This window comes from Pseudomonas sp. B19125, from assembly GCF_044218855.1.
Lineage (GTDB): Bacteria > Pseudomonadota > Gammaproteobacteria > Pseudomonadales > Pseudomonadaceae > Aquipseudomonas > Aquipseudomonas edaphica.
Genome location: NZ_CP162589.1, coordinates 5,081,845 through 5,100,232, shown reverse-complemented (window position 1 = coordinate 5,100,232; position 18,388 = coordinate 5,081,845). Strand labels below are relative to the sequence as shown.

Annotated in this window: 15 protein-coding genes and 1 pseudogene; 11 read left to right on the top strand and 5 right to left on the bottom strand. The window is 61.9% G+C overall.

The genetic code is table 11. The features are described from left to right. Nucleotides 1–59: 59 nt before the first annotated feature. Nucleotides 60–1,424 carry an ethanolamine permease gene (gene eat / locus AB4P96_RS23115; RefSeq protein WP_017136084.1) on the bottom strand — a complete coding sequence of 455 codons (1,365 nt, stop codon included), beginning with the start codon at nucleotides 1,422–1,424 and terminating at the stop codon, nucleotides 60–62. Between the two features lie 396 nt (nucleotides 1,425–1,820). On the opposite strand from eat, the gene kdpF reads away from it, so the two are divergent. The 6 genes from kdpF (at nucleotide 1,821) to AB4P96_RS23085 (ending at nucleotide 9,824) form a co-directional block, all read left to right on the top strand. After that, on the top strand, nucleotides 1,821–1,910 hold the full coding sequence (gene kdpF, locus AB4P96_RS23110; RefSeq protein ID WP_003218754.1) for a K(+)-transporting ATPase subunit F: 90 nt from the start codon (nucleotides 1,821–1,823) through the stop codon (nucleotides 1,908–1,910). A 9-nt stretch (nucleotides 1,911–1,919) separates the two neighbouring features. Beyond that, the gene (kdpA, locus tag AB4P96_RS23105) at nucleotides 1,920–3,620 is read left to right on the top strand and encodes a potassium-transporting ATPase subunit KdpA (RefSeq protein ID WP_017136083.1); all 1,701 of its coding nucleotides are present in this window, start codon (nucleotides 1,920–1,922) and stop codon (nucleotides 3,618–3,620) included. A 21-nt stretch (nucleotides 3,621–3,641) separates the two neighbouring features. Then, the gene (gene kdpB, locus AB4P96_RS23100) at nucleotides 3,642–5,699 is read left to right on the top strand and encodes a potassium-transporting ATPase subunit KdpB (protein WP_169985681.1); all 2,058 of its coding nucleotides are present in this window, start codon (nucleotides 3,642–3,644) and stop codon (nucleotides 5,697–5,699) included. 75 nt (nucleotides 5,700–5,774) lie between these two features. Then, nucleotides 5,775–6,320, top strand: coding sequence for a potassium-transporting ATPase subunit KdpC (kdpC, locus tag AB4P96_RS23095; protein ID WP_017136081.1), 546 nt, complete (start codon nucleotides 5,775–5,777; stop codon nucleotides 6,318–6,320). Nucleotides 6,321–6,445: 125 nt separating this feature from the next. Further along, entirely contained in the window at nucleotides 6,446–9,097 is a 2,652-nt protein-coding gene (locus tag AB4P96_RS23090; RefSeq protein ID WP_017136124.1) for a sensor histidine kinase KdpD, read from the top strand. A gap of 37 nt (nucleotides 9,098–9,134) precedes the next feature. Next, nucleotides 9,135–9,824: a response regulator gene (locus AB4P96_RS23085; RefSeq protein WP_017136125.1), complete on the top strand. Its 690-nt coding sequence runs from the start codon at nucleotides 9,135–9,137 to the stop codon at nucleotides 9,822–9,824. 122 nt (nucleotides 9,825–9,946) lie between these two features. Here the strand turns inward: AB4P96_RS23085 and AB4P96_RS23080 are convergent, their stop codons facing one another. Beyond that, nucleotides 9,947–10,984 carry a patatin-like phospholipase family protein gene (locus AB4P96_RS23080; protein WP_026013612.1) on the bottom strand — a complete coding sequence of 346 codons (1,038 nt, stop codon included), beginning with the start codon at nucleotides 10,982–10,984 and terminating at the stop codon, nucleotides 9,947–9,949. 237 nt (nucleotides 10,985–11,221) lie between these two features. On the opposite strand from AB4P96_RS23080, the gene AB4P96_RS23075 reads away from it, so the two are divergent. The 3 genes from AB4P96_RS23075 (at nucleotide 11,222) to AB4P96_RS23065 (ending at nucleotide 13,192) form a co-directional block, all read left to right on the top strand. Next, on the top strand, nucleotides 11,222–11,500 hold the full coding sequence (locus AB4P96_RS23075; RefSeq protein ID WP_010176194.1) for a hypothetical protein: 279 nt from the start codon (nucleotides 11,222–11,224) through the stop codon (nucleotides 11,498–11,500). 42 nt (nucleotides 11,501–11,542) lie between these two features. Then, on the top strand, nucleotides 11,543–12,304 hold the full coding sequence (locus tag AB4P96_RS23070) for a CHAD domain-containing protein (protein WP_099549084.1): 762 nt from the start codon (nucleotides 11,543–11,545) through the stop codon (nucleotides 12,302–12,304). 90 nt (nucleotides 12,305–12,394) lie between these two features. Further along, complete coding sequence (locus AB4P96_RS23065) at nucleotides 12,395–13,192, top strand: acyl-CoA thioesterase (RefSeq protein WP_395600124.1); 798 nt, start codon at nucleotides 12,395–12,397, stop codon at nucleotides 13,190–13,192. A gap of 6 nt (nucleotides 13,193–13,198) precedes the next feature. On the opposite strand, the pseudogene AB4P96_RS23060 reads toward AB4P96_RS23065, so the two are convergent. The 3 genes and pseudogenes from AB4P96_RS23060 to AB4P96_RS23050 all read right to left on the bottom strand — a co-directional run. After that, nucleotides 13,199–13,447 (bottom strand): annotated as a pseudogene (locus AB4P96_RS23060) (terminase); the annotation flags it as partial. Nucleotides 13,448–13,556: 109 nt separating this feature from the next. Further along, the gene (locus AB4P96_RS23055; protein WP_395600123.1) at nucleotides 13,557–15,038 is read right to left on the bottom strand and encodes a methyl-accepting chemotaxis protein; all 1,482 of its coding nucleotides are present in this window, start codon (nucleotides 15,036–15,038) and stop codon (nucleotides 13,557–13,559) included. A gap of 210 nt (nucleotides 15,039–15,248) precedes the next feature. Next, the gene (locus tag AB4P96_RS23050) at nucleotides 15,249–16,070 is read right to left on the bottom strand and encodes a TatD family hydrolase (RefSeq protein WP_099549080.1); all 822 of its coding nucleotides are present in this window, start codon (nucleotides 16,068–16,070) and stop codon (nucleotides 15,249–15,251) included. A 236-nt stretch (nucleotides 16,071–16,306) separates the two neighbouring features. On the opposite strand from AB4P96_RS23050, the gene AB4P96_RS23045 reads away from it, so the two are divergent. Together AB4P96_RS23045 and AB4P96_RS23040 are read left to right on the top strand one after the other, a co-directional pair. Further along, nucleotides 16,307–17,728 (top strand): transglycosylase SLT domain-containing protein, encoded by a 1,422-nt coding sequence (locus AB4P96_RS23045; protein ID WP_017136131.1) that lies wholly within the window; start codon nucleotides 16,307–16,309, stop codon nucleotides 17,726–17,728. Nucleotides 17,729–17,831: 103 nt separating this feature from the next. Further along, nucleotides 17,832–18,266 carry a DoxX family protein gene (locus AB4P96_RS23040; protein ID WP_017136132.1) on the top strand — a complete coding sequence of 145 codons (435 nt, stop codon included), beginning with the start codon at nucleotides 17,832–17,834 and terminating at the stop codon, nucleotides 18,264–18,266. Nucleotides 18,267–18,388 lie beyond the last annotated feature (122 nt).

Sequence of the window (18,388 nt, the reverse complement as noted above, 5' to 3'; positions counted from 1 at the left end):
GGCTTTGAGTAACAGGCGTTCTGAGTAGTTCATTGTAGGCCTGTTCCGCCTCGTTAACCTTAGCGCCCGGTCAACATCGCATCAGCCGGTGCGTCGGCACGGTCTTGGGCGGTCAGCTGGAAGTAGATGAACCCCGCCAGCATAAAGCCCAGGAATATCAAGCCGATCAGCGCATTGAACCAGGCCATGGCCACCAGGCACACCAGCGCCAATACCAGCGCAATAGCCGGCACGATCGGATAGCCCGGTGCGCGGAAGGTGCGTTCCAGCAGCGGTTCGGTCTTACGCAGCTTGAACAGGCTGAGCATGCTCATGATGTACATCACAATGGCGCCGAACACCGCCATGGTGATCATCGCTGCGGTCAGCGTCATGCCACCCAGGTTGATCAGGCCGTCGCTGTAGATCGCGGCGATACCGACCACACCGCCGGCGATAATGGCCCGGTGCGGTGTCTGAAAACGCGACAGTTTGGCCAGGAACGGCGGCAAGTAACCAGCACGGGCCAGGGCAAAGAACTGCCGCGAATAGCCGAGGATGATGCCGTGAAAGCTTGCCACCAAGCCAAACAGACCAATCCACACCAGCATGTGCAGCCAGCCGGAGCCGGTGCCCACCACGCTTTTCATCGCCTGCGGCAGCGGGTCGTTGATGTTCGACAGGGTGCGCCAGTCGCCCACGCCACCGGCGAAGAACATCACGCCCATGGCCAGGATCACCAAGGTCAGGATGCCGCTGATGTAGGCTTTTGGAATAGTGCGCTTGGGATCTTTCGCCTCTTCAGCTGCCATGGCTGCGCCCTCGATGGCGAGGAAGAACCAGATGGCGAAAGGAATGGCCGCAAACATCCCGGCAATGGCCGGTGCGCCAAAGGTGTCGGAACCCGCCCAGCCGTTCAGGGCAAAGTTGCTGAAGCTGAACGCCGGCGCGACCACGCCCATGAACACCAGCAATTCAGCGACGGCGAGCACGCACACCACCAGTTCAAAGGTCGCGGCGAGCTTCACCCCCAGGATATTCAGGCCCATGAACACGATGTAGGCCCCCACAGCCGCGTGTTTCGGATCGAGTGCCGGGAACTGCACGTTCAGGTAAGCGCCGATGGCCAAGGCAATCGCGGGTGGTGCGAAGACAAATTCGATCAAGGTCGCCAGGCCCGCGATCAAACCGCCTTTCTCGCCAAAGGCGCGACGGCTGTAGGCGAACGGCCCGCCCGCGTGAGGAATCGCGGTGGTCAGTTCGGTGAAACTGAATATAAAGCAGGTGTACATGGCGGCGACCATCAACGAGGTCACCAAAAAGCCCAGCGTGCCGGCCACGCCCCAGCCATAGCTCCAGCCAAAGTATTCGCCGGAAATCACCAGCCCGACGGCAATGCCCCATAAATGCAGGGTGCCCAAGGTGGGTTTGAGTTGTGTGTTCATCGTGTGGCGCTCCCTGAACGGGTTGGAATGATTACTGGGTGTTGCAGCGGCCATGCCATTGCGCGAACTCATGTCGTAAAGGCGCCGAACTGTCGCCATGGGGACGGTTTGGCGTTTGAATTTTTTCGGCGTCGCACCAGATGGGTGCGGTGGTGGCCTCACCGACGCCATCGCGGGCAAGCCCGGCTCCCACAGGGAATGCATTTCAATGGTGGGAGCGGGGCATGCCCGCGATGAGGCCCGCCCAGGCGCTGAAAATCCCCCTGTAAACCCCGCATAAACCCACTCTTTACGCCGTCTTTACGCCCCGCCCATACCCTCGCTCTCGTTCCTTTACGCCACTCCTGCCGACAATTGCCCCACACGCGGCAATCGCCGCAAAACGGAGAGACTTCCATGAGTGTTCTGGACGGGGTGTCACTGCTATTGGCCGTGGCGCTGTTCATTTATCTGCTGGTTGCGCTGTTACGCGCGGATCGGAACTAGGAGCAGGCTATGCACAGTTATGACTATTGGCTGATCATCGCCTTCTTTGCCGTGGTGCTGGTGCCGGCACCGTTCCTAGGGCGGTTCTACTACAAGGTGATGGAAGGCCAGCGCACCTGGCTCTCGCCCGTGCTCGGCCCTGTCGAGCGCGGCTGTTATCGCTTGTCCGGCGTGGACGAGCACCAGGAGCAGAGCTGGCAGAAGTACACGCTGGCACTGCTGGCGTTCAACCTGGCCGGTTTTGTGTTGCTGTTTACCGTGTTGTTGTTCCAGGAATATCTCCCACTTAACCCGCAGAAATTGCCGGGTCAGGAATGGACGCTGGCCTTCAACACGGCGGTCAGTTTCATGACCAACACCAACTGGCAGAACTACAGCGGTGAAGCCTCCCTGAGCTATCTCAGCCAGATGATCGGTCTCACCGTGCAGAACTTCGTCAGCGCCGCCACTGGCCTGGCTGTGCTGGTCGCGTTGTGCCGTGGTATCGGGCGTAAATCCACCAAGACCCTGGGCAACTTCTGGGTCGACATGACCCGCGCCACCCTCTACGGCCTGCTGCCGATGTGCCTGGTGTTCGCGTTGTTCCTGGTGTGGCAGGGCGTGCCGCAAACCTTCGCGCACTATGTGAATGCCGTGACGATGCAGGGCGTGGACCAAGTGATCCCACTCGGCCCGGCAGCCAGCCAGATTGCGATCAAGCAGTTGGGCACCAACGGTGGCGGGTTCTTCGGTGTCAACTCGGCGCACCCGTTTGAGAACCCGACTGCCTGGGCCAACCTGTTCGAGTTGTCGGCGATCATCCTGATCCCGGTGGCGCTGGTGTTCACCTTCGGCCATTACGTGAAAGACCTGCGTCAGAGCCGGGCGATCCTCGGTTGTATGCTGGCCTTGTTCCTGATCGGCGGCGCGACCTCGCTGTGGGCCGAATACCAGCCCAACCCCACCCTGAACAACCCAGCTGTTGAGCAAACCGCGCCGCTGGAAGGTAAAGAGGTGCGCTTCGGTACCACTGCCACCGTGTTGTGGTCGGTCACCACTACAGCGGCGTCCAATGGTTCGGTCAACGGTATGCACGACAGCCTCAACCCGCTGAGCGGCATGGTGGCGCTGGTCAACATGATGGTCGGCGAAGTGATCTTCGGCGGCGTCGGCGCCGGTATGTACGGCATGTTGCTCAACGTGTTGATCGCGGTGTTCCTCGCCGGCCTGATGATCGGCCGCACCCCGGAATACCTGGGCAAGAAGCTGCAGGCCAAGGAAGTGCAATTGCTGGTGGTGACTTTGCTGGTGATGCCGATCGGCACCCTGGTACTGGGCGCCATCGCCGCCAGCCTGCCGGGTCCGGCGGGGGCCATCAGCAACCCCGGCCCGCACGGTTTCAGTCAATTGTTGTATGCCTACACCTCGGCCAGTGCCAACAACGGCTCGGCGTTCGGCGGCTTCAGTGCCAACACCACGTTCCACAACCTGATGATGGGCCTGGGTATGTTGATCGGCCGCTTCGGCTACATCCTCCCGGTACTGGCCCTTGCCGGCAGCCTGGCGATGAAGAAAACCGCACCGATTGGCCAGAACAGCTTCCCGACCCATGGCCCACTGTTCGTGACCCTGTTGACCGTGACCATTTTGCTGGTGGGCGGCCTGACTTTCCTGCCGACGCTGGCACTGGGCCCAATTGCTGAACACCTGAGCATGGCTGCTCCTAAATAAAGAGCTAGAGGGGATATGAAAATGAATATGCCTGCAAAAAATGCGGCCCCTGTGAGTTCTCAGGAACCGGCCAAAACCGCCATCTCCGCTCTTTGGCGTCCGGCGCTGGTCCAGGCTTTCGTCAAGCTGGACCCACGCCAACTGCAACGCTCGCCGGTGATGCTGGTGGTCGAGTTGACCGCCATCCTCACCACCGTGTTGTGCTTTGTGCCGGACACTGCGGTGCCGACCTTTGTGGCGGTACAAATCGCCGTGTGGCTGTGGTTCACCGTGCTGTTCGCCAACTTTGCCGAAGCCTTGGCCGAAGGTCGCGGCAAGGCCCGCGCCGACAGCCTCAAAGCCGGCAGCGAAGGCCTGAGCGCTCGCCGCAAAGAGGCCGACGGCAGCTTCAAGGTCGTGCCGGCCACCAGCCTGCGCAAAGGTGATGTGGTGCGCGTCGCGGCCGGGGAGATGATCCCCGGTGACGGCGAGGTCATCGAAGGTATCGCGGCCGTCAACGAGGCGGCGATCACTGGCGAATCCGCACCGGTTATCCGTGAATCCGGCGGCGACCGTTCGGCCGTCACCGGCAACACGCGGCTGGTGTCGGACTGGTTGCTGATCCGCATCACCGTCAACCCGGGCGAGTCCACGCTGGACCGCATGATCGCCCTGGTGGAAGGCGCCAAACGCCAGAAAACCCCGAATGAAGTGGCGCTGGATATCCTGCTGATCGGCCTCACGCTGATCTTCCTGCTGGTGGTGGTCACCCTGCAGCCGTTCGCCCACTTCGCCAATGGCAGCTTGCCGCTGGTGTTCCTGGTCGCGCTGCTGGTGACGCTGATTCCGACCACCATCGGCGGCCTGTTATCGGCCATTGGTATCGCCGGCATGGATCGCCTGGTACGCCTCAACGTCATCGCCAAATCCGGGCGTGCGGTGGAAGCGGCGGGTGACGTGCATGTGCTGCTGCTGGACAAGACCGGCACCATCACCTTCGGCAACCGTCGCTGTGCAGCCGTGATTGCAGCGCCTGGCGTCAGTGGTCGCGACCTGGCTGAAGGCGCGTTGCTGGCGTCCCTGGCGGACGACACGGCGGAAGGCAAATCCATCGTCGAATACCTGCGTGCTTTGCACCCTCAGGCCGAGCCAACCGTGGAGGAGCTGACCTCCGTGCCGTTCAGTGCCGAAACGCGCTTGTCCGGTGTCGACTACCAAGGCCGTGTGTTCCGCAAAGGCGCGGTCGATTCACTGCTGGCGTTTATCGGCCAACAACGCCGTGACCTGCAGCCGGCACTCTCGCGGGAAATCGACAAGATCGCCCAGAGCGGCGGCACGCCATTGCTGGTATGCGCCGATGGCAAACTGCTCGGTGCGATCCACCTCAAGGACGTGGTTAAACCCGGCATCCGCGAACGCTTCGCCGAACTGCGCAAACTGGGGATTCGCACCGTGATGGTCACCGGCGACAACCCGTTGACCGCCGCCGCGATTGCCGCTGAAGCGGGCGTGGACGACGTGCTGGCCGAAGCCACGCCAGAGAAGAAACTCGCCCGCATCCGCCACGAGCAGAACGACGGTCGCCTGGTTGCCATGTGCGGCGACGGCGCCAACGACGCTCCGGCGCTGGCCCAGGCCGACGTCGGCATGGCGATGAACGACGGCACCCAGGCCGCTCGCGAAGCGGCCAACATGGTCGACCTCGACAGCGACCCGACCAAGCTGCTGGACGTGGTGCAGATCGGCAAGGAACTGCTGGTGACCCGCGGTGCGTTGACGACCTTTTCCATCGCCAACGACGTGGCTAAATACTTCGCGATTTTGCCGGCGCTGTTTGCCTCGATCTACCCGCAGTTGGGCGTGCTCAACGTGATGCATTTGCAAAGCCCGCAGAGCGCGATTCTCTCGGCCATCGTCTTCAACGCGCTGATTATCGTGGTGTTGATTCCCCTGGCACTGCGCGGTGTGCGCGTACAGGCGGCGAGTGCGGCGGCGTTGCTGCGCCGCAACCTGCTGATCTACGGGCTGGGCGGGCTTTTGGTGCCGTTCGTGGGCATCAAGGCGATCGACATGCTCCTGACCGCGCTGCACTTGGTGTAACTGGATCGCACTTTTTGTGGAGAGGGAGCAAGCTCCCTCGCCACAGTGGTTACTCGATTTATTGAGGATTTCAAGATGACTAACATGATCCGCCCGGCCCTGAGCCTGCTGGTCCTCATGACCCTGATCACCGGCGTTGCCTACCCGCTGGTGGTCACCGGTGTCGCCCAAGTTGCGTTCCCCGACCAGGCCAACGGCAGCCTGGTGCGTGACGCCGAGGGCAAAGTGCGCGGCTCCAGCCTGATCGCCCAGGATTTTACCGGTGACAGCTGGTTCCACCCACGCCCATCGGCTGGCGCGTTTGCGACGGTCTCCAGCAGCGCCAGCAACCTGGCCCCAAGCAACCCGGCATTGGCCACGCGTATTTTTGATGACGCGAATAAACAGTTGGTGCCAGGCCAGGGGCCGGTGCCTTTGGCCTCCCTGACTACCTCCGGCAGCGGCCTTGATCCACACTTGCCACCGGCGGCGATTGCCTATCAACTGGCGCGAGTAGCGGCGGCGCGGAATGTGCCGGTGTCTACACTGCAGCGCTTGCTCGATGAGCACATCGAAAGCCCGCTGGTGGGGCCGCCGGTGGTGAATGTGCTGGCGCTGAACATGGCGCTGGAAACGTTGTAAACCGTGGTGCCGTCATCGCGGGCAAGCCCGCTCCCACAGGGAAATGCATTCCAAATATGGGAGCGGGCTTGCCCGCGATGACGGCCTGAAGGATTCCAAATAAACACCTGAAGGAACTCCAAAGCATGAGCGACTCCGGCCGCGCCGATGCCCTGTTAGCCGATCTGCCACGGGACGGCCGTGGCCGGCTCAAAGTCTTCCTCGGTGCGGCGCCCGGTGTGGGCAAGACCTACGCCATGCTCCAGGCCGCCCACACTCAACTGCGCCAGGGTGTGCGCCTGATCGCAGGCGTGGTTGAAACCCACGGCCGCGCCGAGACCGAAGCCTTGCTCAGCGGCCTGCCGCAGCAACCCTTGCTGCGCAGCGAATACCGTGGCGTGATGCTCGAAGAAATGGACCTCGACGGCCTGCTCGCCGCCAAGCCCAAGCTGGTGCTGGTGGATGAGCTGGCCCACAGCAACGCCCCCGGCAGTCGCCATGAAAAACGCTGGCAAGACATCCAGGAACTGCTCGCCGCCGGCATCAACGTGTTCACCACGGTCAACGTCCAGCACCTGGAAAGCTTGAACGATCAAGTGCGTGGCATCACCGGCGTGCAAGTGCGTGAAACCTTGCCCGACTGGGTGCTGCAAGAGGCCGACGAACTGCTGCTGATTGACCTGCCGTCCCGCGAGCTGCTCGAGCGCTTGCGCGACGGCAAGGTGTATGTGCCGGAACAGGCCCGCGCCGCCATCGACGCATTCTTCACCCAGACCAACCTGATGGCCCTGCGCGAGCTGGCCATGCAAACCGCTGCTGCGCATGTCGATGACGATTTGGCCCAAGGCTACCGCCAGCTCGGCCAGGCCGCCCCGGCGGTGCGCGGGCGTTTGCTGGTGGGCGTGGACGGTGATGCGCAGGCCGAACGCCTGGTACGTCACGCCAGCCGCGTGGCCCAGCGCCGGCATTTGCCGTGGAGCATGGTGCATATCGATAACGGCCGTGCGCACGACGAGCAATCGCGCCTGCGCCTGCAGAACGCCCAGCAATTGGCTGAACGGCTGGGCGGCGAAGTGGTGTTGCTGCGCGCTGGCGAAGTGGCCAAGACGCTGATCCAGCATGCCGCCGAACGCCGCGCCAGCCTGCTACTCGTGGGGCAGTCGCGGATGCGCTGGCGGCGCAGGCTGTTCGGAGGTGGCTTGGCGGCACGCTTGCTGCGCAATGCGCGGGGTTTGGAGATCAACGTGCTCGACAGCGACGACATGCCCGCGCCGCCACGCCTGCCGGATGTGCGCGGGCTGGTGTGGTTCGACTATGGCCTGGCGGTGGTTGCAACCATCGTCGCGGCGGCGCTGGCCTGGGCGGTAGCCAGTGTGTTGCCGCTGCCGAATATCTCGTTGGTGTTTCTCGCTGCGGTACTGCTGGTCGGTGTGCGCAGCAGCCTGGGACCGTCGCTGGTGTGTGCGGCGCTGTCGTTCCTGAGCTACGACTTTTTGTTTATCCCGCCGAAATTCTCCTTCGCCATCCAGCGTGAAGAAGACGTGCTGACCCTGTTGTTTTTCTTGCTGATGGCGGCGCTGACCGGCAACCTCGCGGCGCGTCAGCGTCGGCAGTTGCAGGCCTTGCGCGACACCCAGGAAGAAACCAGCGAACTGCTCGACCTGTCACGCAAGCTCACTGCGGCCACCGACCGCCAGGCGGTGATCAGTGCAGCGGCCCATCATCTGGACGGCTGGAGTGATCTGGACCTGTGTCTGCTTAATCGCGACGGCCAGGGCGGCTGGAAGGTTGAAACCGGCACCGCGCTGAACCTCACCGAAGCCGAACGCGCCGCCGCCGATTGGGCCTGGCAGCATGATCAACCGGCTGGCATGGGCACCGGCACGTTGCCGTTTGGGCGTTGGTGGTGGTGGCCGCTGTCGGGCGAGGAGGGGCCGTTGGGTTTGCTTGGCGTCAGCCCCAAACCCGGCCTGGAATTGAGCGGCCAACGCCGTCGCCTGCTCACTGCATTGAGCCAGCCATTGGCCCAGGCTCTGGCGCGCGCACAGCTGGCGCAGGAGCTGGAATCGGCGCGCCTGCACGGCGAAACCGAACAACTGCGCAGCGCCTTGCTGGCCTCGGTGTCCCACGATTTGCGCACGCCGTTGACCTCGATGCGCGGCAGCATCGACAGCCTGCTGGCGCTCGGTGAAGCCATCCCGCTGGAAGACCGCCGCGAATTGCTTGAAGGCACTCGCGATGAAGCCGAGCGCCTGGACCGCTATATCCAGAACCTGCTGGACATGACACGCCTGGGTCACGGCGCCCTGAAGCTGGCGCGCGATTGGGTCTCGCCGGGTGATATCGTCGGCAGCGCCCTGGGCCGCTTGCGCGCGGTACTGGCGCCGTTGCAGGTACACACCGACGTGCCGGCGCAGTTGCCGTTGCTGTATGTACACGCGGCGTTGATCGAGCAGGCCTTGGTCAATGTGCTGGAAAACGCCGCGCGTTTCTCACCGCCCCACGGCCGTTTGCAGGTGAGTGCCGGCGTGGCCGATGAGCAACTGTTTTTTTCGGTGGCCGACGAGGGGCCGGGGATCCCCGAGGACGAGCGTGCGAAGATTTTCGATATGTTCTACACCGCCGCCCGTGGTGATCGCGGCGGGCAGGGCACAGGCCTTGGCCTGGCGATCTGCCAGGGCATGGTAGGCGCACACGGCGGGCATATCCGCGTCGAGGATGGTATAGAGGGGCGCGGCACCTGCATCAGCTTGTTCCTGCCGTTACCGACGCAACCTGGCCCGGAGCGCGAGCCTTGAGCTACCCTCTTTTCTCCACGGATTTTGATTGGACACCATGAGCCAGACCGCGACGATTTTAGTCATTGATGACGAACCGCAGATCCGCAAATTCCTGCGTATCAGCCTGGCCTCCCAGGGCTACAAGGTGATCGAGGCCGGCACCGGCAACGAGGGCCTGGCCCAAGCGGCATTGAGCAAACCGGATTTGCTGGTGCTCGACCTTGGCCTGCCCGACATGGACGGCCAGCAAGTGTTGCGCGAGTTTCGTGAGTGGTCGACGGTGCCGGTATTGGTGCTGTCGGTGCGCGCCAGCGAAGTGCAAAAAGTCGAAGCCCTGGACAGCGGCGCCAATGACTACGTGACCAAGCCCTTTGGCATCCAGGAATTTCTTGCCCGTGTGCGCGCCTTGTTGCGCCAGGCACCGGCGGGAGAGGCTCAGGAAGCGGCGTTGAGTTTCGGCCCTTTGACGGTGGACCTGGCCTATCGCCGGGTGCTGCTGGACGGTGCCGAGGTGGCCCTGACCCGCAAGGAATACGCGGTGCTGGCGCAACTGGCGCGGCATCCTGGGCGGGTGATCACCCAGCAGCAATTGCTCAAGGATATCTGGGGGCCGACCCATACTGAAGACAGCCATTACCTGCGCATTGTGGTGGGCCATCTGCGTCAGAAGTTGGCGGATGATCCGACCCAGCCACGGTTTATCGTGACCGAGGCGGGTGTGGGGTATCGGTTGTTGAATGCCTGAATGTTGCAGTGCCTGAACGGGCCTCATCGCAGGCAAGCCAGCTCCCACCTTTTGATTTGTGAATACATTCAAAGGTGGGAGCTGGCTTGCCTGCGATAGGGCCATCAACCACGCCGCCTATCTCAATGTTGCTCACTCTCATACCGATCCAAGGTATCACTGGCAATTTCGCGCCCCAACGCGATCAACTCCGGCGCCTTGTAGAACTCGAAAAAACGGCACACGCGCTTCGGCACGTTGATCAGCACGTCCGGCGGGTAACCGGCAATCTTGTACTGCGCCAACGAGGTCTGCATCACTTCGAAGCTCTGATTGATCAGGTCCAGCAGTGACGCCGGCCCGACGTTATCGATAATAAACGAGCCGGTCGCGGACTTCGGTGCGCCTTGTTTTTCCGGGGCGGCCGCAGGTTGTTGGGCCTCGGGTTCGGCCGACTCCAGCCACGGGTTGATTTCGGCGGCCTGGGACTGCAAGGCTTCCTGTTCCAGCTTCATCAGTTGCTCGGCCTGTTTGCGCCGAAACGGCAGGTGCGAACCCAGTGATTTGGCCAAGCTGTTGAAGCGGCTCTTGAACGCCGGCGGGCGCTGGATCACTGGCAGGTGGTAGTGCTTCTGGTTGGTGGCGTTGAGGTTGACTGCGATGATCAAGTCGCAATGGCTCGACACCACCGGCACGATCGGCAGCGGGTTGAGCAGGCCGCCGTCCACCAGCATGCGGTTGCCTTGCATCACCGGCGTGAACAGGCTGGGAATCGCCGCCGAAGCGCGCATGGCCTGGTGCAGGCAGCCTTCCTGGAACCAGATTTCCTGTTGGTTGGTCAGGTCGGTGGCCACGGCGGTGTAGGGAATCCGCAGTTCTTCGATATTGATCTCGCCGACGATCTTGCGGATTTGCCCGAAGACTTTTTCGCCACGAATCGCCCCCAGTCGAAAGCTCACGTCCACCAGGCGCAGCACGTCCAGGTAGTCGAGGCTCTCGATCCAGTTGCGGTATTCGTCGAGCTTGCCGGCGGCGTAGATCCCGCCGACCACGGCGCCCATGGAGCAGCCGGCGATACAGGCGATGTCGTAGCCGCGCCGTTCGATTTCCTCGATCACGCCGATGTGGGCGTAACCGCGGGCGCCGCCGGAGCCGAGCACCAAGGCAACACGTTTTTTCATGAGCTGATCCTTCGCAAAACAGTGGCCCACAATGCGCTTACCGGCCGAGGGCATCAAAATATTTTTCCAGAATAGCCATTACGCTCGGGTATGCTCTGGCGGTAGGCATTTCTGAGCAGGCACTGCTGAAAGCACTTTTGAATGGACACTTCTGATTTCAGGCGGCCCCCAAGGCACTTTTCCTTGGAGGCAACGTCTACAGCCTACGACTGTTTTTCTATATTTGAGGTGTCATTGATGAAAGCCTGGATGTGTGTGCCTGTGATCGTGTTGGCCCTGGCCGGTTGTGCCGGCAAAACCGCATACCGCGACAGCTGTGGCACGCAATTGGATGCGGCCTGGCACGAGTTGGATTTGGCCAAGGCCGAAGGCTTTGCCGGCACCGTGAGCTACTCTAAGGCTTTGTCGCTGTTAACCGGCGCCAAGACCCAGCAGCAATTCGAAGCGTTTGAAGGCTGTTCCAACAAGGCCGAGAAAGCGCGCTTCTACATTCGTGAGTCCCGCGCCGGGCGTTGATCGGTAAGCGGCGACTAGGGTTTCATCGTTAAGGGGGAAGGGATGTCAGCGCTGGTTGATCAGTTAGTCGCTCAGGTCATTGGCCTGGAAGTAGGGTTACTGAGCTGCCAGGCTCGCCTCGCCGCCGTTACCGACGATGAAGCCTTGCATGACCTGCGCACCACCGTGCGGCGCCTACGCAGTTTGTTGCGCCCCTTGCGTGGGCTACCGGGTGTCGAGCAGCTGGAATTGGCCGCCAGCACGGTCGGCCAATTGACCACGCCGTTGCGTGACCGTGAGGTGCTGGCGGCGTATTTGCAGCAGCACGGCCATCACGCGGCGGCCGACCGGCGCCTGCGTTTGCAGGCCGATGCTTACCGCCAGGTGGCGCAAAGCCCGGAACTCGCGCATTTGCTGCTGATCCTGGATGCCTTCCCGCGGTTTATCCGCGCCTCCCAACACCAGAGACTGCTCAAAGGCCTGCGCCCGCGGATCGAGAAGCGTCTGGCCAAGCAGTCGCAGAAACTCGATGACGCCCTCAAAGACCCGGATCATGACCGCCACCGTCTGCGCCTGCTGATCAAGCGCGTGCGCTACGCGGCCGAAGCCTACCCCGAACTTGACAAACTGCCGGCCAAGGCGATGCAACGCCTCAAGCAAGCGCAAGGCGCCCTGGGCGATTGGCACGATTGCTGGCAATGGCTGGCCCAGGCTGAACATCAACCCGACCTGCAGCCGTGTGTTGCGGTTTGGCAGCGCACCATGGCCAAGGCTGAAGGCCAGGCGGATCGGGTGCTGGACAAGCTCAGCGCGGATTGTTTCTAAACCGGTCCGGCTTTTGGCCGGAATAGGCGCTGTGCCTGCTCAACCTGCTGGTTAAGATCCCGACATCGGTTTTCTGGATGTGAGGTTGCCATGCGCTTTTGTGATTTGCTCGATGCCGCCCGTAACAACCCGCTCGAAGTGAGCATCCCTGCCGAGTGGGCGCAGGGCCGCGCAACCTTTGGTGGCCTGGTGGCTGCCTTGCAATACGAAGCCTTGCGCGCCCAAGTGCCGGTGGATCGGCCTTTGCGTTCGCTGGCCATCACCTTTGTCGGCCCGGTAGCGCCGGATGTGCCCGCCAGTTATCAAGTCGAAGTGCTGCGCGAAGGCAAGGCGGTCAGCCAGTTGCTCGGCCGCGTGGTGCAGAACGGCGAAGTGGCGACCTTGGTACAAGCCAGCTTTGGCGCGGCCCGTGAGTCGGTAATTGATGTGTCGAGCGGAGCGCCGCCGGTGTTCAAACACTGGGATGAGTGCCAGGAACTGCCCTATATCAAGGGCGTTACCCCCGAATTCATGCGTCACTTGGCGATGCGCTGGAGTGTCGGCGGCCTGCCGTTTACCGGTAATAAATCCCGCGACATGGGCGGTTGGGTGCGTTTGCGTGGGGACGTGAAGGAAGAGCCGCTGACCGAGTCGCATATTCTTGCTCTGGTCGACGCCTGGCCACCGGCCTTGCTGCCGCACCTGACCAAGCCCGCGCCGGGCAGCACCTTGACCTGGACCATCGAGTTCATCCAGCCGCTGCAAAGCCTGACCACCCTCGACTGGTGCCAGTACTACGTCAACATCGAGCACGCCCGCGACGGCTACGGCCATGCCGCTGCCGCGCTGTGGAGCCCGAGCGGCGAGTTGATCGCCATCAGCCGCCAGACCGTGGTGGTCTTCGCCTGAGCCTCAGAAGTGCTGGCTGCCCTGGGCCTCCAGCGTGCGGCCGTGGCGTTGCAGCGCCACGCCCGCCAACACGCCGACGACGCCGATGGCAAAACTGGCCAGGCTGAAGCTGAATACGCCAGACACCATCAACAGAAAACCAATGATCAGCAAAGGCACGGCAATCAGTTGCAGGCCCAGGTTGGTGGGGTGCTGGTGAGCCTGTGGCTGAGTGCGCCATTGCCAGGCGGGGAAGTTGGGGTGACGTTTGCCCATGATGATCAATCCTCTGTCCGTTGAAACAACATGGACAAAGTTTAGGTCGCAGGCACCTGGGACGGCGAATCAAGGCTCGCTATGGAGGCCATAGCCAGCCTTGTTTGGCTTATAGCTTCAATTGCCCGATCGCCTTGCTCAACTCCCCGGCCAAGGTCGCCAGCTGATTGCTGGTGGTGGCCGACTCCACCGTCTGCTGCACGGTGTTCTCGGTGACATCGCGAATGCTCACCACCGCGCGGTTCATCTCTTCGGCCACATGGCTCTGCTGTTCGGCGGCCACGGCAATCTGGGTGTTGCTTTCGCGCATCTGGGCCACAGCACTGGTGATTTCGGCCAGTGCGGCACCGGCATCCTGGGCTTGTTGCACACAGTCGTCGGCCTTGAACGAGCTTTCCTGCATGAAGTCCACCGCGTCGCGGGTGCCGGCTTGCAGCGCCGACACCATGCGGGTGATTTCATCGGTGGAGCTTTGCACGCGCTTGGCCAGGTTGCGTACTTCGTCGGCGACCACGGCAAAACCACGGCCCATTTCGCCGGCGCGGGCGGCTTCGATGGCGGCGTTGAGGGCGAGCAGGTTGGTCTGTTCGGCAATGCTATGGATCACGCCGACCACACCGTTGATTTTCTGGCTGTCTTCGGCGAGTTTCTGGATCATTTCAGCCGTCTGCTGCACGCCGGTGGACAGGCCGGCGATAGAGCGCTGTACCCGGGAGACCACTTCCTGGCCGCTGCCGGCGAGGGTGTCGGCGGTCTGGGACAGGTCGCGGGTAGCGCCGGCATGTTGAGCGATATGGTAGACGGTGGCGGTCATCTCATTGATGGCGGTAGCCGCCTGGTCGGTTTCGCTTTGCTGGCCGAGCATGCCGTGCTGTACCTCGTTCATGCTGCTGGCCAGGCGCGCGGCGCCGTCATCGAGTTGCTGGGCGGTGCGCGCCACGGTACTCACCACGCGCTGATAGCCGGCCTGCATGGCGTTGAAGGCGCTGGCCATCTGGCCCACCTCGTCCGTGCAGGCCAGGGGCACGCGGGCCGACAGGTCGCCGGTCTTCTCCACGTGCAGCATCACGTCCTTGAGGGTGTTGAGTTGGCTGAGCAGGAAGCGGATCAACAACTGCGAGGCACCGAGCATCGCCAGCATGAGGATCAACACGGCCACGGCGTAGTTGGCGAAGCGTTCACTGAAAACCTGACTGAGGCTGCGGCCATAGGCCAACACGGCGATCTGTTGGCCATCGGCCCGTGTGACGACGTCGGCACCGATCAGTGGGTTTTCCCCGAGCAAGGGCATGTGATTGAGTTCGACCCAACCGCTGGCGGTGCTCAAGGCGGACAGCTCCTGATCAGCCAACGATGGGATTTGGCCGCGGGCAAAGGTCAGCCAATGTTCATCTTTGGGTAATGGGGTGTTGGCCGGCCAGGCACCGAGTAATCGCGCCTGGGCCTGCGCCGAGGCCCGAGATGCATCGCTGCGGGCCTGTTGCTCGAGCTGCACGGCATAGAGCACCAGCAGTAAGGTGGTGATGAAAGCGACCGCATTCACGGCCCAGAATTTGTACTTCAGCGAGATATTGCTAAGCCAGGCACCCATGGAAGGTTTTCTCTGATAGCGGAAACAGCATTGGCAAGGTGCCATTATTGTGCCGCTACTCAGGAAAGCGTTTTTGACATGGGTCAATGCGCCGCATCATGTGTGAGCTGGCTTGCCTGCGATGGTATCAACTCGGTACACCTGACATACCAAGGTGCCTGCATCGCAGGCAAGCCAGCTCCCACATTTAATCGGGTATGGCTTCTGAGCTCACGTCGAACCCTGCGTTGCCACCGAGGGCAAACCGAAAAACGCACGGGAGCAGGCGGTGCTGTGCTCGGCCAGGTCTTCCGGCGTTTCATTGCGATGCAGTGCCACTTCACGCAGCACTTCGGGCAAATAAGCCGGTTCATTGCGGCCATTTTTCGGTTTCGGCCGCAGGGTGCGCGGTAGCAAGTACGGCGCATCGCTTTCCAGCATCAGGCGGCCACGGGGAATTTCTTTGACCAGCGGATGCAGGTGTGTGCCACGGCGCTCGTCGCAGATCCAGCCGGTGATGCCGATATGCAAGTCGAGGTCGAGGTAGCTGAACAGCGCCTGTTGCTCGCCGGTAAAGCAATGCACCACGGCGGCGCTGAGGTGGTCGCGGTAATCCTTGAGGATCTCCAGCAGGCGCTGGTTGGCGTCACGTTCGTGCAGAAACACCGGCAGTTTCAGCTCAACCGCCAGTGCCAGGTGCTCTTCAAGGACTTTTTCCTGCTGCGGACGCGGGGAAAAGTCGCGGTTGAAGTCCAGCCCGCATTCGCCCACCGCACGCACGCGGCTTTCGTTGAGCAACCCGCGCAAACGTTGGGCGCTGTCGCCGTTCCAGTCACTGGCCGAGTGCGGGTGGATGCCGGCGGTGCTGAACAGGCGTTGGCCGCTGTCATCGAGGTTTACGCACAGTTCCAGGGCTTGCTCGCTGCCTTCGACGCTGGTACCGGTGAGCACCAATTGTTGCACGCCGGCGGCGTAGGCACGGTCGAGAACGGCCTGGTGCCTCTCGTCGAAACTGGGGTTGGTCAGGTTGACGCCGATATCAATGAGTTGCATGGTGCTAGCTCCGCCTGCGGCCGGAAAGCATATCAGAGCTGTAGATTTATAAGAAAAACTAAGAACTACAACGCGTTATAGCTGTCTTTGAACGTCGCAAGTGACATTGTGGCTGGCCCGCCGCCTGCCCCGACGCCACCGTTGCGTGCCTTGCCAGCGCTTGAAGCGCTCTGTTTCTGACCTCCAGCTTCTCGTCTTTCACGAGATGGCTGGCCAGTATTCTTTCCGGAGAGCGGATGATCCGACCCTCGGCGTTGCTTATGTTGTGCCTGACGTTACTGCTGCCCATGGCGGCGGTCGCACGTCTGGACGGGCCGCTGGAAGTGACCAAGCCCGGCAAGGTTCGTGATTTGGCGCAGATCCGTTCCAGCCGCACCCTGCGTGTGCTGGTCAACCAGAGCCGTAACAGTTCCGGTGAGGTCCAGGGCCAGGCCATCGGGGTCGAATACCATCGTCTGCGAGCCTTCGAGCAATACCTGAACGGCCATGCCCGGGATGGAGAAGCAATCAACCTCAAGATTATTCCCAAGGCCAAGGACCAATTGCTCGGCGCGTTGGCCCGTGGCGAAGGCGACTTGGTGGCGCCGGGTGAATTACTCGATGTGAAGGCCGCGCACAAAATCAGCACCAGCGACCCGATTGCCAGTGGTGTGCCGCTATGGCTGGTGGGCGTGAAGGGTGAGCGGCGGTTTACCAAGCTGGAGCAATTGTCCGGGCGCACCCTGGCGTTGACCACCGGCAGTGCGGCGGCGGACGCGATCAATCAGGTCAACCAGCAACTGGCGCTGCACAAGCGCCCGCCGGTAAAGGTGGAGTGGGTTGACCCGACGCTGGCCGTGGAGGATGTGTTGGAGATGGTCCAGGCCGGGATCTTCCACCTCACCATCGTTGAAAAACCGATTGCCGAACGCTGGTCGAAAATCCTGCCCAAGTTACGCTTTGATCGGCAAGTGGTGATCAGCGAGCCGGGCGACGAATACTGGTTTGTGCGCCAGGATGCCTCGATGCTGCGGGCCAGTATCGATCGCTTCCTCAAGACTTACCACACGCCGTCCGACCAGGACGTGGCGTTCCAGCGGATCTATCGACGTCTCTACCAAGTGCGCAACCCGCTGGCCCGCGCCGACCGCCAGCGCCTGGAGAAACTGCGTCCGGTGCTGCAAAAGCACGCCCGTGAGCAGGGCATGGACTGGCTGAACCTGGCCGCGCTGGCGTTCAAGGAATCCGCACTCGACCCTGGCGCGCGCAACAGCGGCGGGCCGACCGGGCTGATGCAAATCACGCCATCGGCGGCGCAGCGGGTGGGGGTGAACAATATCGAGAGCCTGGACAGCAACGTGCAGGCCGGTGCGCGCTACCTGGCGATGATCCGCCGCAAGTTCTTCGCCAGCCCCAAGCTCAACGAGCGCGAGCGCATGGCCTTTGTGCTGGCGGCTTATAACATGGGGCCGGAGCGGGTCCAGGGTATGCGTGCAGAAGCTCGCCGGCGGGGCTTGAACCCCAATCAGTGGTTCTTCCAGGTCGAACGTATTGCCATGGAACAGGTGGGAATGGGCGGCGTCAGCTATGTTAATAGCGTGAACAAGTATTACTTGGCGTTTGATCGGGAACGTGAATCCCTGGAGCCGTCGGCGCCGAAAATTGCCTCACGAAAATAATCGGTTTTATCGATAAGTATTAGGCGATTTTTGCGCTTTTATCATTGTCTGATCCGATTAATATAGCGGCCAACCAACCCCTACTTTGAAAAGGATTCTCTCCATGAGCCCACTGATCACTCGTATTCTGTCCACTCGCGCCGGTTACGGCCTGACCATCCTGCGAATTTTTGTCGGCATCGTTTTCGCCGCTCACGGTTCGCAAAAGCTCTTTGGCTGGTTTGGCGGCGGCGGCTTGGCCGGTACTGCGCAATACATGGAAAGCCTCGGCCTGACCCCAGGCACGCTGATGGCGGTGTTGTCCGGCGGTACTGAGTTCTTCGCCGGTCTGGCCTTGATCATCGGCTTGCTGGCGCGCCCAGCGGCTTTGGGCCTGACCTTCCTGTCGCTGGTGGCAATCTTCTCGGTGCATATCCATAACGGCTTGTTCATGGCCAACAACGGTTATGAGTTCGCCTTGGCCTTGCTCGGTGGTGCGTTGGCGGTACTGTTCGAAGGTGCTGGCAAACTTTCGGTCGACCGCGCCATCGCCCACTGATGACCCGCGTTACCTGCTGAAAAAGCCCGCCATGAGCGGGCTTTTTCATTGCTCGGGATTCTTGACATCGCCCCACCGGCTTCTCTAGGATGCTGCTCATGCGCCGATTTAAACAGCTAATT

Excerpts from the sequence above, each read along its gene's own strand:
- eat (WP_017136084.1), bottom strand. The coding sequence starts at position 1,424 with ATGAACACACAACTCAAACCCACCTTGGGCACCCTGCATTTATGGGGC.
- kdpF (WP_003218754.1), top strand. The coding sequence starts at position 1,821 with ATGAGTGTTCTGGACGGGGTGTCACTGCTATTGGCCGTGGCGCTGTTC.
- kdpA (WP_017136083.1), top strand. The coding sequence starts at position 1,920 with ATGCACAGTTATGACTATTGGCTGATCATCGCCTTCTTTGCCGTGGTG.
- kdpB (WP_169985681.1), top strand. The coding sequence starts at position 3,642 with ATGAATATGCCTGCAAAAAATGCGGCCCCTGTGAGTTCTCAGGAACCG.
- kdpC (WP_017136081.1), top strand. The coding sequence starts at position 5,775 with ATGACTAACATGATCCGCCCGGCCCTGAGCCTGCTGGTCCTCATGACC.
- AB4P96_RS23090 (WP_017136124.1), top strand. The coding sequence starts at position 6,446 with ATGAGCGACTCCGGCCGCGCCGATGCCCTGTTAGCCGATCTGCCACGG.
- AB4P96_RS23085 (WP_017136125.1), top strand. The coding sequence starts at position 9,135 with ATGAGCCAGACCGCGACGATTTTAGTCATTGATGACGAACCGCAGATC.
- AB4P96_RS23080 (WP_026013612.1), bottom strand. The coding sequence starts at position 10,984 with ATGAAAAAACGTGTTGCCTTGGTGCTCGGCTCCGGCGGCGCCCGCGGT.
- AB4P96_RS23075 (WP_010176194.1), top strand. The coding sequence starts at position 11,222 with ATGAAAGCCTGGATGTGTGTGCCTGTGATCGTGTTGGCCCTGGCCGGT.
- AB4P96_RS23070 (WP_099549084.1), top strand. The coding sequence starts at position 11,543 with ATGTCAGCGCTGGTTGATCAGTTAGTCGCTCAGGTCATTGGCCTGGAA.
- AB4P96_RS23065 (WP_395600124.1), top strand. The coding sequence starts at position 12,395 with ATGCGCTTTTGTGATTTGCTCGATGCCGCCCGTAACAACCCGCTCGAA.
- AB4P96_RS23055 (WP_395600123.1), bottom strand. The coding sequence starts at position 15,038 with ATGGGTGCCTGGCTTAGCAATATCTCGCTGAAGTACAAATTCTGGGCC.
- AB4P96_RS23050 (WP_099549080.1), bottom strand. The coding sequence starts at position 16,070 with ATGCAACTCATTGATATCGGCGTCAACCTGACCAACCCCAGTTTCGAC.
- AB4P96_RS23045 (WP_017136131.1), top strand. The coding sequence starts at position 16,307 with ATGATCCGACCCTCGGCGTTGCTTATGTTGTGCCTGACGTTACTGCTG.
- AB4P96_RS23040 (WP_017136132.1), top strand. The coding sequence starts at position 17,832 with ATGAGCCCACTGATCACTCGTATTCTGTCCACTCGCGCCGGTTACGGC.